Origin of the sequence: Mesorhizobium australafricanum (genome assembly GCF_033977265.1) — a bacterium.
In the GTDB taxonomy this organism is placed as follows: Bacteria; Pseudomonadota; Alphaproteobacteria; order Rhizobiales; family Rhizobiaceae; genus Mesorhizobium; species Mesorhizobium australafricanum.
This window is the reverse complement of record NZ_JAVIIT010000003.1, coordinates 164228-177350: the sequence shown is the minus strand read 5'-3', so window position 1 is coordinate 177350 and position 13123 is coordinate 164228. Positions and strand designations below refer to the sequence as shown.

Here is a 13123-nt window from a genome sequence, read left to right as displayed (position 1 = left end):
TTGCAAGCGCACTGGACGTAGGCCGTCAATCTTGGCAAATTTACTTTTGAAGTCACCCATCGAATGCCGTGGTGACTCGGGGGAAATTATCATGACCACTGCAACATTGGGACGACCCGGCAGATTCGAGATCGGCAGGGTATTCAGCAACACCTTTTCGGTAATCACCCGCAATATAGGACTTTGCGTGGGGCTGGCGGTGCTGTTTTCAGGCCTGCCGACATTGCTCATCAGGCTGTGGACGCAGCCGCAAATCGACGCAGTGCTGCGCCAGGATCCGGCTGCCATGGCCGATCCAAGCGCCATGTTTCGCAATTCCTACATCACCATCATCGCCGGGCTGATCTCGTTTGTGTGCGCGCTGCTGCTGCAATCGGCACTGGTGCGGGCGACAATCGAGGACCTCAACGGCAAGCGGCCGTCCTTCGGCGACTGCATTCAGATGGCGATCCGCTTTCTGCTGCCGACGCTCGCGATCGGCCTTCTCGTCGGTCTCGGCGCGGGTCTCGGGCTGATGCTGTTGATCGTGCCCGGCATCATTCTCTGGCTCGGTTGGTCGATGGCGGTGCCGGTCCTCATCCAGGAGCGGCGGGGCGTGTTCGGCTCGATGTCGCGCAGCCGGGCTCTGACCAAGGGCAGCCGCTGGGCGCTTTTCGGTCTGTTCCTCATTCTCATCATCATCGCGCTGATCATCCAGTGGGGAATGTTGCTCGTTTTCGTGCTGTTCGGCGGCATCATCGCCGAGATCGGAGCCGCGCTGGTGCAGACCGTGGTGTCGATGGTGCTCTCGATCGCGACGGCGGTGAGCTATGTCGAGCTGCGCCAGGCCAAGGAAGGCGCAAGCATCGACGAACTGGCGGAGATATTCTCGTAGCAACGAGGCTGAGGCGAGCGATCCTGGGTGATTGCGTTTCGCCGCTCGGCCTCAAGGGCAACAGCAATCGTCCAGTAGTACACTCGTCCGGCAGAGGCATGACGAGGTGATCGGTAAGTCCGCCTTCGCAAGTGCTGCAGCCAACTTCGCCTGCAACTCCGGCAGCTCCTCGGTCTCGCTACGCCGCGTCAGGCATTCGACCAACCCGTGCAACGCCCAGACATTGTCGGGGTGCTGGGCGCAGCGCTGCACGGCGCCGCTCAAGCCCAGATCGTCGCCATAGACCTGTTCGGCCTCGGCCGCGTGGCCCTGCTCGAGCAGGAGCGCCGCCAGCGCGTGGCGCGGCGGATGCATCCAGGCCCAGGGCTCGGTGTAGGATAAATTGTCGTCGAGCTCGACCGCGAGTCGCAGGTGCTCGTAGGCCTCATCATGCCGGCCCTGGTGATAGGCCAGCTCGCCGTCGAGCAGCGCGCCGCCCACCGCGAGCGAGGCTTTTGTCGGGTTGCTGAGGAAGCGGCGCTCCGGCGAAATGCTGTCGATTTGCCGGCTAAGTAAATCGCGTTCGCGCTCTGCGGAAGCGAATTCGCGCAGCGTCGCATGCGCCACGCCCTTGGCGTAATGCTGCAGCGCGGCGGTCACCACATAGAGCCCGGGCTCGCTATTCAGCGGCTCGTCGATGATCTCGCGCCAGCGCCCGAAGCGCACTTGAACATGCGACTTCATCGCGTGATAGCCCTCGACCGTCTGCGTCAGCTTCGGTCGCTCGGCAATGCTGACGACATCGCGCGTCACCAGGCTGCGCACCTTGTCCGCTGCCCACAGTGCCGGGCGGTACTGGCCAAGCAACATGCAGGTGAACATCATCAGATGCAGGTCGTGGCAGCATCCGAGCAGGTAGTAGGTCGGCTCGCCGGCATAAGCGAGGTAGAGGTCGTTGGCGCGCACCGCCTTCTCGCTGGCGAGCCTTGCCTTCTCATACTCGCCGCAGAGCACATAAATGTGCCCCGGCATGTGGTTCATATGGCCGGCATCGGGGCACATCGTGCCCAGCCGTTCGGCCGAACGCATGCCACGCTCGGGCTGCGTCGACATTTCGAGCAGGTGGATATGGAGATGCAGCGCCGCCGGGTGCGGCGCAGCACCTGCCTCGTCCGAGAGCCGGATCGAGCGTTCGCAGATATCCAGCGCCTCCATCACGTCGGAATTCGGCGCCGGCGCGCCGGTCTTGAGGTTCCACAGGCGCCGCACCGTGCGCATCATCAGCGCCTCGACCGTCAGCGCCATCACATCATGGTCGTCGGGGAACGCGCGAAAAACCTGCCGCATCGCGGCGGCATAGGCGTCGTCCCATTTTTCGAATTCGGCGGCGCTCACGCCATGCGGTTGTTGAAAGCGAACGCTGAGCGCCCCGATCAGCCGCTGCTCGACAGCGCTCGCTCTGGCCGCATTGGCTTGCGCAAGCCGCACATGCTCAAAACAGCGTTTGGCGACATGGTCGGCCTCGGCCTTGCCATGTTCCTTCCAAGTGAGGTTGTAGAAGGGCCCGGCGGCATAGGCGATGCCCCAATGCACGAAAGCGCAGCCGGGATCGGTCTCCAGCGCCCTCTCGAAGCATTTTATGCCTTCCTCGTGATTGAAGCCGTAGCACCAGTTCAGCCCGATATCGAACCAGCGCTGCGTTTCGGTCGAGGATGTGGAGATGGGGCGGCGATAGGTGCCGAGGTCGAAGTGATCCATGCCTTGCCGTCTTCTCGCATCCCGGGCGGCGACGCCGCTCCGGCGCAGTCTGAGCCGAAAGAAGCGGGCTTGGCAAACAGCTTCTCAGCAGTCGAACCGCGCCGGACGAAACGACTCAAGCAGCGGGCTGGGCGTGCCGCTGACGATCTCGTCGGCCAGCAATTCGCCGGCAATCAGCCCGAGCGTCGCGCCGCTATGGCTGAAGACGACGTGATAGCCGGGGATGCCGGTCAACTGGCCGATCACCGGCTCGCCATCCGCCGGAATCGGCTTCGGCCCTATGTGATGGCTTTCCAGTGCCAGCGCCGGGTTGCCTTCCAGCACCTTCGAGGCTTCATCGAGCAGTCGCGCGATCGTCGATGGCCGGGCCTCATAGGTGCCGTCGTCGCGCACGATCACTTCATCCTCCGACCATGCGGAGTCGAGCGCGAAGGCGCCGTTCGGGGTCGGCCGGATGGCCACGCGCGGCGTGTTCAGCACGGCGCGCAGCGGATGCGGGACCGGTTCGCTGACGACCAGCAGCGCGCGCGTCGTGCCGTCACCGATGCGCCTGCCGACCTTCGCCGCCATGCCGGGCACGCCCGAGCCTGTCGCAACCACGACGGCATCGGCATCCAGGACCCGGCCGGAGGCCGTCCTCACGCCGCTGGCGCGGCCGTTGGTGAGGATGACGTCGGCGGGTCCGGCATCGCTCAGCACGTGTCCGCCGCGTACGCGGAATTCCCGCAGCAGCAGGCCGATCAGCGACGACAGATCGACCCAACCTTCGCCGGCGTTGAAGATCGCGCCCTGCGGCGTGACGGCCTTTGCGTCGATTCCGGGCGTGACGGCGGCGATGTCGCCGGGCGCGAGCAACTGCGTCTGATAGCCGATCGCCTGCTCATGGCGGAAGATGTCCGCGATCTGGTTGGAGGCGTCGTCGGCGTCCCAGGTGAGGCCGCCATCCAGCCGCAGCCACGCTCCGCAGTCTTGTCCGTCGGCCAGCTTCCTGTAGCGCTCTAGACCTGCCATGCGCAGTTCATGGTAAGCAGCCGAGCGTTTTCGCGCCGAGTTGAGCCAGGCGAGCGAGCGCGACGACGCGCCATTGGCGACGGGTCCATCGGTGACGAGCGTTACTTGCGCGCCGAGCCTGGCGAGATGGACGGCCGTGGACACGCCGAAGATGCCGCCGCCGATGACGGCGACCTTGAGAGCGGATTTGTCAGTCATGCATGCAGCTTTCGATGGTCAGATCGTTGTTTTGGGAGGGGGCGCGGCGGGATCGCTCACAGCACCTCGGCGAGGAATTGCCGGAGTCTTGGGCTCTTCGGGGCGTCGAAAATCTCCGCCGGCGAGCCGACTTCGACGATGCGGCCCTCATCCATGAAGGCGACCTGGTCGGCCACCTTGCGGGCGAAGCCCATCTCGTGGGTGACGACGATCATTGTCATGCCGCGCCGGCCGAGATCGGCCATCAGGTTCAGCACACCCTTGACCAGTTCGGGATCGAGCGCGCTGGTCACCTCGTCGAACAGGATGACCTCGGGCTCCATGGCCAGCGCGCGGGCGATCGCCACGCGCTGCTGCTGGCCGCCCGACAGGCGGCTCGGCCGGTAATCGGCGCGGGCCGCCAGGCCCACTTCGGCAAGCTGCGTTCCGGCCAAATGTCGCGCCTGGCTTCCTGCCATGCCCTTGACCTTGGTCAGTGCCAGCATGACATTCTCGATCGCCGTGTGGTTCGGGAACAGGTTGAAATGCTGGAACACCATACCGACGCGGCGACGCAGCTTCTCCGGCTTCATCGCCAGAATGCTTTCGCCATCGAGCAGGATGTCGCCGGCCTTGGGCTCGACGAGCCGGTTGAGGCAGCGCAGCAGCGTAGACTTTCCTGAGCCGGAAGGGCCGATAACGCAGGTGACCGTTCCCGGCTCGACCTTGAGCCTGATCTCTCTCAGCACCTGCAACTCGCCATAGGCCATGTCGAGATCGCGCACCTCGAGGCTGCCGGCCCCGACGGCCGGTCGCGTCGCCGGGGCCTTGCCCGTTATGTCCTTCAACTCGCCGACTTCGACCAGGCCGCTGACGGCAGCGCCCGGCTTCTGCTTGCCGAGCCGCAGGCGGTTGTCGATGGTGTTGACCAAATGGGTCAGCGGCACGGTGATGATCAGATAGAACATGCCGGCCAGGAGCAGCGGCGACAGATTGCCGGTGACGACAGCCTGGTCCTGGCCGATGCGGAAGATCTCGCGCTCCGAGGCAAGCAGGCCCAGGAAATAGACGAGGCTGGAATCTTTGACGTTGCCGATGAACTGGTTGACCAAAGCGGGAAGCACGCGGCGTATCCCCTGCGGGACGACGATCAGCCGCATGCCCTGGCCATAGCTCATGCTGAGCGCGCGGCAGGCTTCCATCTGGCCGGTTTCGACGCTCTGGATGCCCGATCGAAAAATCTCGCCGATATAGGCGCCGGCAATCAGGCTGAGCGCCAGGATGCCGAGCGGGTAGGGGGAGGGGCCGAACAGCTCGCGGCCAATGCGGGCGAAACCCTGGCCGATCAGGAGAATGGTCAGGATCGCCGGCAGCCCGCGAAAGATGTCGGTGTAGACGCGCGCCGGGATCCGGAGCCAGGCGGAGCGCGAGATGCCCATGACCGCAAGCACCATGCCGATGAAGATGCCGAGCACGGTCGAAGCCGCGGCCAGGATCAGCGTGTTCTTCAAGCCGACCGCGAGCAAGGACGGCAGCACCGATGCCATCGCGTCCCAGTCGAAGAAGCTGCGCCGAAGGTTCTCTAACCAATCCATCCGCCAACCTGCCCTGCGCATAAGCATACCTGCTGCCAATGCGATCTCTCATGCCTGCATGAAGGGCCGCCGGCATTCGCGCCGGCGGCAGTGCCGAGGTCAGTTCTTCTTGGGGAGATATTGCTCCGGCATCGGCGATCCGGGAAACCATTTCTGGTAGAGGTCCCGCCAGGTGCCATCCTGCATGGCTTCGTGGATGCCCTTGTTGAGCGCCTCGCGAAAAGCGTCGTTGCCCTTGCGCACGACGAAGCCGGCCGGCGCGTCGAAGGACGGGATGTTGACGGCGATCTTCAGCGCCGGATAGCGCTCGCCATATTGCTTGGCCGCCTCATAGTCGAGGAAGTGACCATCGACCGTGCCGTTGTTGAGTGCGGCGATGGCCGAGTTGTTGTCGGGGAACTTCACCAGGTCAGTGCCCTTGAAGTTCTTGGTGGCATAGATTTCCTGTAATGTGCCCTGGACGACGCCCAGGCGCTTGCCGGCCAGGCCCTCGGGCGAGGTGATCTTCGGGTCCGAGGTCAGCACTGACAGGTATCCGGCGAGATAGCCGTCGGAGAAATCGACGGTCTTCTTGCGTGCCTCCGTCGTTCCGATTGCCGCGACCGCCGCGTCGAAGCGCTGGTTGGCGACCGAAGGCATCAGCGCCGAAAATTCCTGGCCGGTGAAGGTCACCTGTTCCGGTTTGAAGCCCATGCGGCCGACCACGTTCAGGAAGAACTCGAGATCGAAGCCGGTGAACTTGCCGTCGGCGGTGGTGAACGCATAGGGTTTGGCGTCGCCCATCGTGCCGACGCTGATCGTCTTGGGGTCGATGAGGTTGTAGGGATTGTCCGCCGCCCAGGCCTTGGGCAGGGAGAGCGCTGCCAGCGCGATGGCGAAGACAATCGAACCGATGCGCTGCCGCCGGCTCGTTGCGAAAAGACCTCTGATATTCATTGGTTGTTCTCCACTCTGAAGATCGGTCCGCGCTCAGCGCTGAAGCTTGTGCGGCGGACGGTTTCGACACGGCTTTCGATCCGACGCCTCCCGGCGTTCTCTTTCTTGTGAGACCGGTCTCAACTACAAATGAGACCGGTCTCTTGACATTTGTAGGCATAGGAATGACGATCCGTCAACGAATTCCCGGAGCGATTTTTTCACAATGAAGCGCCCGCCCAAGGCTCCCTCGATCACCGTCAGCGACGTCGCCCGCGAGGCGAAGGTCTCGAAGGCGACGGCGGCGCGCGTGCTGGGCGGCTACGGCCGGGTGAGCAAGACGGTGCGCATGGCCGTGCTGGAAGCGGCGAAGGCGCTCGACTACCGGCCGAACGAACTGGCGCGCAGCATGACGACCGGGCGCTCGGGCAGTATCGGCGTGGTCGTCGGCGACATCGAGAACCCGTTCTTCTCGCTGGCGGTGCGCGGCATCAGCGACGCGGCGCGGCTGTCGGGCATCAACGTCATCCTGGCCAATTCGGGCGAAGAGGTCGAAGCGGAGAAGAATGCGATACGCGTTCTGCTGGCAAAACAGGTCGACGGCTTGATCGTGACGCCGGCTCAGTCCGGGGACATCGGCCATCTGGCCGAGATTGCTTGTCCGCTCGCACTGCTCGACCGCGCTTTGCCGGAGCTCGACGTCGACACCGTCACCGTCGACGACCGCGATGCCGCGCTGCGCGCCACGCGCATGCTGACACGGGCGGGGCACCGAAGGATCGCCTATGTCACCGCCGCCACATTGTCCGGTGATTTTCGCGGCGCCGCCTCCAAGATCAACACCTCCACAGTCCGCGAACGCATATTGGGCTTCCTCGATGCCTGCCGCGAAGTCGGGATCGAAGGAGCGGAGCGCAACATCCATTTCGGCAGCGGTCGATCGGAGAGCGCGCATGCCGTGATACAGCGCCTGCTCCGCAGCGAAGACCGGCCGACGGCGATACTGGCGTCGGACAGTGTCGTGGCGCTGGATCTGTTCAAGGCGATCCGCCAATGCGGCCTCAACATCCCGCGCGACATATCGCTGATCACCTTCCACGACGCCGACTGGACGAGCGTGACGACGCCGCCGATCACGGTCATCGACCAGCCGGTCTATGCGCTGGGAAAATCGGTGGCGGAGCTGTTGATACGCCGGCTGAAAGGTGACGACCGCCCGCCCGAGCGGATCGTGCTGCCCACGACGATCATCGAGCGGATGTCGGTAGGCCCGTCGTCAGAGACCTGAGGGTTGAAAGCAAACCGCCGGCGCGACTTTTGACGCCGCGCCGGCGCGTCTCAGCCCTGGGAGGATCAGCTCTCCAGCCAGACTTTCTCGAAATGCTGCTCCAGCGCCTGGTGCTGTTCGCAGCCCTGCACGCCCTTGCGGTATGTACGATAGACCGAGCGCCAGTAAGGCTGGATGATGATGCCGGAGTCGCGCAGGTTCGCCTCGATCTTGGCCATGATCTCCTTGCGCTGCGCGGCGTCCGGGGTCGCCAGCGCCTTGTCGAGAAGCTCGTCGAACTCCTTGTTCGCATAGGCGCTTTCGTTCCAGGCCGCGCCCGATTTGTAGGCGAGCGCAAGCACTTGCACGCCGAGCGGCCGGCCCAACCACTCGGTGCAGGAATAGGGGAACTTGCTCCAGTCGTTCCAGAAGGTCGCAGCCGGCAGCACGGTGCGCTTGATCTTGAGGCCCGCCTCGCGGATTTGCGCCGCGATCGCGTCTGCGGTGCTCTTTTGCCATTCGATGTCGACCGAGATCAGCTCATATTCATGGTCGGCCTTGCCGGCTTCCGCCATCAGCCTCTTGGCCTGTTCGACATCGCGCTTGGCCGGGCCGATATCGGCGAATTCCGGATGCATAGGCCCGACATGGTGGTTGTCGGCCGGCTTGCCCCGGCCGTCGAGGCCGAGCTTCAGCACCGCCGAATTGTCGACGGCAAGCTGGGCGGCGCGGCGCACCTTGACGTCGTCATAGGGCGGGTTGCCGACATTGAAGCGCGCGACGATGGTCGAGCCGGTGGCGATTTCCGAATTCTGCAGGCCCATCTTATCGGTCTGCGATACGGCATCCGAGGCGGTCTCGTGGTCGGTGTCGATCTCGCCGGATTCGAAGGCCGACAGCGTGGCGTTGGGGTCGGAGCCGTAGTCGACCCATTTGATGCCGTCGAGATAGAACTCGCCCTTCCACCAGGGCTTGTCCTTGCGCTTCACCTCGGCGCCGGTCTCGGCGTCCCAACTCACCAGCTCGCAAGGGCCGGTGGTGATGGCGAGCGCCTTCTTCGGGTCGCCGTCGCCCTCATAGGAGCGGTGCATGATCAGCGCCGGATAGTCGGCCATGCCGGCGATCAGCGAGATGTCGGGCTTGGGCAGGTTGATCCTGACGGTGTAGTCGTCGACCTTCTGGATGCCGCCATCGACCGGCTTCTTGGTGTCGGCATTGACCAGCGCGCCCATGCGCGCGGCGACCGAATTGCCGGCGACGGAGGCATCGCACCAGCGCTCGAGGTTGTGGATCACGTCGTCGGCGTTGAAAGTGTCGCCGTTCGACCAGGTTATGCCCTTGCGCACATTGAGCGTGATCGTCTTGGCGTCGTCGCTGGTTTCCCAGCTTTCCAGCAGCCAAGGCTCGAAAGAGAAGTCGGTTTTCCAGCGCACCAGATATTCGTTGCAGTGGCGCGCGACATTCGACATCTCGACGCCGTCGAAGGTGCGCGGGTCCTTGAATCCCTTGACGTTCATCGCCACGCGCAATGTGCCGCCGCGCTTCGGCTCGGCGGCACGGGCAGGCGAGGGGGCAATCCCGCCCAGCGCCAGCGCTCCGGCGGAGCTGACGCCGAGGCCGGCCATCAGCGCCAGATATTCGCGCCGGCTGATTGCGCCTTTTTTGAAATCGTCGGCGGTCGGCCCGGCCTGCGGGTGCAGTTTTCTGTCGGTCAGCATGAATTTCATCGTTGTTCCCTCTGTTTGTTGGTGCCTATTGCCCGCGCGGCGGTCTGTTGGGGCAACGACCTGCACGAAGGGCCAACGAGCACCCCAGCCGCCGTCAGGCGCGGGAGCGGAGACGACCGCCGGAGCGCCGTTGCCTGCGCGAGGATGATAGGTCTGCTTGCCGCAGCGAAATGTTTGGTTTTCCGCAGTTCTTGTGCGCTGTTCCGCAGAGGCGTGGACGCGGTCATCAAGCGATCAGATGTGTTGTCTTGGACCGCTGCACTTTACGGCTGACGTTGAAGCGCTATCGCGGTGCAGAACTGAATACTGTGGAAACACTTTAGTCTGGCCACTCGCCCCGTCCGAGCGCGTCGATATCCGCGATAATCCTAGCAAACGCCTCCGCCGCGCGCGGCACGGTCGATCTTGCCCGCAGGAAACTGTGCACCAGCCGCGGCTCCTCGCGCCACCAGGCGCGGCCGCCGGCGGCGAGGATGCGGTCGCGATACGTCCGGCCGTCGCACGACAGCGGATCGCATTCGGCGGTAACGATGATGGTCGGCGGCAGGCCGGAAAAGTCGCGATCCCTGAGCGGCGAAAAGGTCGGGTCGTCGGGCGACTGTCCGGGCGCGGAGCGGACACGCCGGTAGAACTCGATGTCTGCGAGCGTGAGCAGCGGTGCCTCGGCGTGCTCGATGTAGGAACCGCGGCTCTCGTCGCCGCCCAAGCCGGGATAGATCAGCATCTGGCCGACGGCATGCCGATGCCGCATCGTATGCGCCACCGCCGCGGCGAGGTTGCCGCCGGCGCTTTCGCCGCAAAGCACGATCGGCAATACGCTGGTCGCCGCGACCCACTCGAACACGGCAAGCGCATCGTCGAAGGAAGCGGGATGCAAATGTTCCGGCGCCAGCCGGTAATCGGCAGAGATCACCTCGAAGCCGGTGCCGGCGCAGATTTCCGCGCAGATGTCGTCATGGCTGTCGAGATCGCCGAGGACGAAGCCGCCACCGTGATAATAGACGACGACTGCCGCTGCCGCCTTGCCCGCCATACGGTAGCGCCGGACCGGGATCGCATGCGTCGCCGCGGCGACGAGGCCGTCGCTGGTCGTCACGCCTTCCGGGCGACCCCGGTGAAACGCTACGCACATCCGGTCATAGACCGCGCGCTGCTCGGCGATCGGCGCGGCCACGATCTCGGGCGGGTACCAGCTGTTGACCCTGTCGAGATAGTCCCACAGCTCCGCATCGAGCCGGCCGGCGTATTTGCCGCCGCTCGCCGGATCGATTGGGTCGCCGGCCATTGCCGTCAGAGCTCGGCGTAAAGCTGCGCGGCGTTCTCGAAGGTGAAGCGCAGCGGCACCGAGCCCTCGACTTGCCACGCGCTGACCGTGTCGCCGGCCATCAGCCGGCAGGCGTCGATCGTGTTGGTGACGGCGCCGCCATAGAGGCGGTTGGCGAGATTGAGGACGCCGGTCTGGTGCATGGCGGCGCTCGCGCTGCCGCAGGCGTCCTTGACCAGCAGCACGCGAAAACCGCGCGCCACCGCGTCCTTCACCGTGGCGTCGATACACGCCTCGGTCCACACGCCGGCGATCACCAGCCATTCGATGCCGGCCGCCTTGAGCTTGTCGGCAAAGTCGTTCTTGCCGAACGCGCTCGCTTCCCGCTTGATCAGCATGGCTTCGCCGTCTTGCGGCGCCACTTCATGGCAGATCGCCGTCAGTGGATCATCCTTGTCGGAGAAGGCCGACTTTCCGCTCTCGTCCACCGGATGGAACGGCCGCGCCTCGGCGAGGTCGACGATATAGGCCCAGTGATGGAGCGGCACGAAATTGCGTCGCGCTGCCTCCTGCAGCCGCTGGACGTTGGCGAGGATGTCGGCATAACCCTCGACCAGATAGCGCTTGTCCTTGCGATGCTCCTCCTGGAGATCGATGAACACTGCGGCCACAGTGCCGCGTCGGATGGAAATGGGCGTTTTCATGCGAATGCTCTCGAAGGGGCGCGGTGGGATAGCCTATCAGCTTCGTCATTCCAGGGCGAAGCAGCCGTGAAGCGGCGTCGCGAAGACCCTGGAATCCATGCCGTTACGTTCATCGAAGAATGCAGCGGAACAGAATTCTGCACTGTTGCAACGCTTCGTCGTAACGGCATGGATTCCAGGGTCTGCGCTGCGTCGCTCCGCTCCTTGCTCCGCCCTAGAATGACGACGGCAGGTACGCCACGGCTAGTCTCGAAGCTTTGCGATATCGCACCCCGGCTGGCAGTGGGCGCCGGCATCACTTCGCTCATTCGAGGAATTCATCCTCATATGGGAAGCGCGAGAGCAGCTCCGTGCCTGTCTCGGTGATCAGGATCTCATCCTCCAGCTTGACGCCCTCGCGGCCGCCTTTCTCACCGATATAGCTTTCGACGCTCACCACCATGCCCGGCACGATGATGCCGTCGCGGCCATAGGTCTCGTAATCCATCGCGTGGGCGATGAAAGGCGTCTCGCCATGCATGCCGACGCCGTGCATGACCGAGGTGTAGCGCTGGTCGACGAAGCGGTCCGGGATCTTCCATGCTTTCTCGGCGATCTCGCGAAACGCCATGCCGGGCTTCACGATGCCGATATTGTGCTGCACCTGATCATGCGCCATGCGGTAGAGCGACTTCTGGTAGGGCGTCGGCTTGCCAGGACCGCAGCGGAAGGTGCGCGAGAAATCGGAATAATAGCCGTAGCAGCCGATCGTGTCGGTATCGAGGGCGAGCAACTCGCCCGGCCGGATCTTGCGCCCGCTCGCTTCGTTGAACCACGGATTGGTGCGCTGCCCCGACGTCAGCAACCTCGTCTCGATGAACTCGCCGCCTTGGCGGATGACCTCGCCATACATGATGGCGAACAGCTCGTTTTCGGAAACGCCGGGCTTGATCGCCTCGCGCACCGCCGCCACCGCGGCTTCAGCGCCCGCCATCGACGCCAGCAGGCATTTGACTTCCTCCGGTGTCTTCACCGCGCGCACGGCCAGTATCTCGCCCTGGCAATCCTTGACCTCGCAGCCGCGCCTTTCCAGCGCCAGCGCCTGCAGGTGGCTGCAGCGGTCGAGGCCGAGCTTCATCGAGCCGCCGCCATGCTTCTTCAACAACTCGGCGATCTCGTCGGCGAACGGCCCAGCGGTCTCGTCGTCGCGGCCGGAGACCGAGGACCACACCAGCTTGGAAGGCCGCGCCTCGTCGATCGTGTCGAGCACCATCGAGACGTGGTAGCTTTGCGGATATTCGAACAGCACGACCGGCCCCTCGGTCGGGATGAAGAAGTAGCGGGTCGAGTTGCGCAGGAAATAGCCGAACATGTTGCGCGAGCCGGTGGCATAGCGCTGGTTATACGGATCGAACAGCACGACGCCGCCATAGCCCGCCTCGCGCATCCAGGCGCGCAGTTTAGTAAGTCGACCCTTACGCAGCGCGTCCGCATCGATGAAGGACGGCTCGGTGTCCGACAGCCACATCCCGCCGGCGGGATCGGCCGCGGCCGGGTGGCGCATGCGGTCCTTGAAGTCCACATCCTCGGTGCTGTCCGGGTCGAAAACGACGATGCTCATGGGAGGCCTCCTGTTCTCGCGAACATAGCGGGGCAGAATGCGGAGGCTGTGCGACATTCCGCAAATGTTGTGCTGGGCGCCGCAGAGATGTTGGCGGGACAGCACCCCCTCTGTCCTGCCGGACATCTCCCCCGCAAGGGGGGAGATCAGCAGTTCCGCTGCCGGCGCCTTTCCTGCGTCGTCGACGATTGGCGAAAGCAGTGGTGACATCCAATCTCCCCCCTTGCGGGGGAGATGGCCGGCAGGCCAGAG

General features: G+C 64.3%; 10 protein-coding genes. 2 read left to right on the top strand and 8 right to left on the bottom strand.

The window, feature by feature from the left end; genetic code table 11:
- Positions 1-91 precede the first annotated feature (91 nt).
- Positions 92-874 (top strand): hypothetical protein, encoded by a 783-nt coding sequence (locus tag RFM98_RS07730; RefSeq protein WP_320308309.1) that lies wholly within the window; start codon positions 92-94, stop codon positions 872-874.
- Positions 875-925: 51 nt separating this feature from the next.
- Here RFM98_RS07730 and RFM98_RS07725 read toward each other — a convergent pair whose 3' ends face one another.
- The 4 genes from RFM98_RS07725 to RFM98_RS07710 form a co-directional block, all read right to left on the bottom strand.
- Entirely contained in the window at positions 926-2611 is a 1686-nt protein-coding gene (locus RFM98_RS07725; protein WP_320308308.1) for a tetratricopeptide repeat protein, read from the bottom strand.
- An 84-nt stretch (positions 2612-2695) separates the two neighbouring features.
- A complete protein-coding gene (locus RFM98_RS07720) occupies positions 2696-3820 on the bottom strand; it encodes an NAD(P)/FAD-dependent oxidoreductase (RefSeq protein WP_320308307.1) in 1125 nt (374 codons plus the stop codon).
- A 56-nt stretch (positions 3821-3876) separates the two neighbouring features.
- A complete protein-coding gene (locus RFM98_RS07715) occupies positions 3877-5394 on the bottom strand; it encodes an amino acid ABC transporter permease/ATP-binding protein (protein WP_320308306.1) in 1518 nt (505 codons plus the stop codon).
- Positions 5395-5493: 99 nt separating this feature from the next.
- A complete protein-coding gene (locus RFM98_RS07710) occupies positions 5494-6330 on the bottom strand; it encodes an ABC transporter substrate-binding protein (RefSeq protein WP_320308305.1) in 837 nt (278 codons plus the stop codon).
- 205 nt (positions 6331-6535) lie between these two features.
- Between RFM98_RS07710 and RFM98_RS07705 the strand changes: the two genes are divergently transcribed.
- Positions 6536-7597, top strand: a complete 1062-nt coding sequence (locus RFM98_RS07705) for a LacI family DNA-binding transcriptional regulator (RefSeq protein ID WP_320308304.1) — start codon at positions 6536-6538, stop codon at positions 7595-7597.
- A gap of 65 nt (positions 7598-7662) precedes the next feature.
- Here the strand turns inward: RFM98_RS07705 and RFM98_RS07700 are convergent, their stop codons facing one another.
- The 4 genes from RFM98_RS07700 to RFM98_RS07685 form a co-directional block, all read right to left on the bottom strand.
- Positions 7663-9303 carry an ABC transporter substrate-binding protein gene (locus RFM98_RS07700; RefSeq protein ID WP_320308303.1) on the bottom strand — a complete coding sequence of 547 codons (1641 nt, stop codon included), beginning with the start codon at positions 9301-9303 and terminating at the stop codon, positions 7663-7665.
- A 319-nt stretch (positions 9304-9622) separates the two neighbouring features.
- Positions 9623-10588, bottom strand: coding sequence for an alpha/beta hydrolase (locus RFM98_RS07695; RefSeq protein ID WP_320308302.1), 966 nt, complete (start codon positions 10586-10588; stop codon positions 9623-9625).
- A 5-nt stretch (positions 10589-10593) separates the two neighbouring features.
- Positions 10594-11271 carry an isochorismatase family protein gene (locus RFM98_RS07690; RefSeq protein WP_320308301.1) on the bottom strand — a complete coding sequence of 226 codons (678 nt, stop codon included), beginning with the start codon at positions 11269-11271 and terminating at the stop codon, positions 10594-10596.
- Between the two features lie 304 nt (positions 11272-11575).
- Positions 11576-12871, bottom strand: coding sequence for a M24 family metallopeptidase (locus RFM98_RS07685; protein ID WP_320308300.1), 1296 nt, complete (start codon positions 12869-12871; stop codon positions 11576-11578).
- Between the last annotated feature and the right edge of the window lie 252 nt (positions 12872-13123).

Coding starts and splice junctions, on each gene's coding strand:
- RFM98_RS07730 (WP_320308309.1), top strand. CDS start 92: ATGACCACTGCAACATTGGGACGACCCGGCAGATTCGAGATCGGCAGG.
- RFM98_RS07725 (WP_320308308.1), bottom strand. CDS start 2,611: ATGGATCACTTCGACCTCGGCACCTATCGCCGCCCCATCTCCACATCC.
- RFM98_RS07720 (WP_320308307.1), bottom strand. CDS start 3,820: ATGACTGACAAATCCGCTCTCAAGGTCGCCGTCATCGGCGGCGGCATC.
- RFM98_RS07715 (WP_320308306.1), bottom strand. CDS start 5,394: ATGGATTGGTTAGAGAACCTTCGGCGCAGCTTCTTCGACTGGGACGCG.
- RFM98_RS07710 (WP_320308305.1), bottom strand. CDS start 6,330: ATGAATATCAGAGGTCTTTTCGCAACGAGCCGGCGGCAGCGCATCGGT.
- RFM98_RS07705 (WP_320308304.1), top strand. CDS start 6,536: ATGAAGCGCCCGCCCAAGGCTCCCTCGATCACCGTCAGCGACGTCGCC.
- RFM98_RS07700 (WP_320308303.1), bottom strand. CDS start 9,303: ATGAAATTCATGCTGACCGACAGAAAACTGCACCCGCAGGCCGGGCCG.
- RFM98_RS07695 (WP_320308302.1), bottom strand. CDS start 10,588: ATGGCCGGCGACCCAATCGATCCGGCGAGCGGCGGCAAATACGCCGGC.
- RFM98_RS07690 (WP_320308301.1), bottom strand. CDS start 11,271: ATGAAAACGCCCATTTCCATCCGACGCGGCACTGTGGCCGCAGTGTTC.
- RFM98_RS07685 (WP_320308300.1), bottom strand. CDS start 12,871: ATGAGCATCGTCGTTTTCGACCCGGACAGCACCGAGGATGTGGACTTC.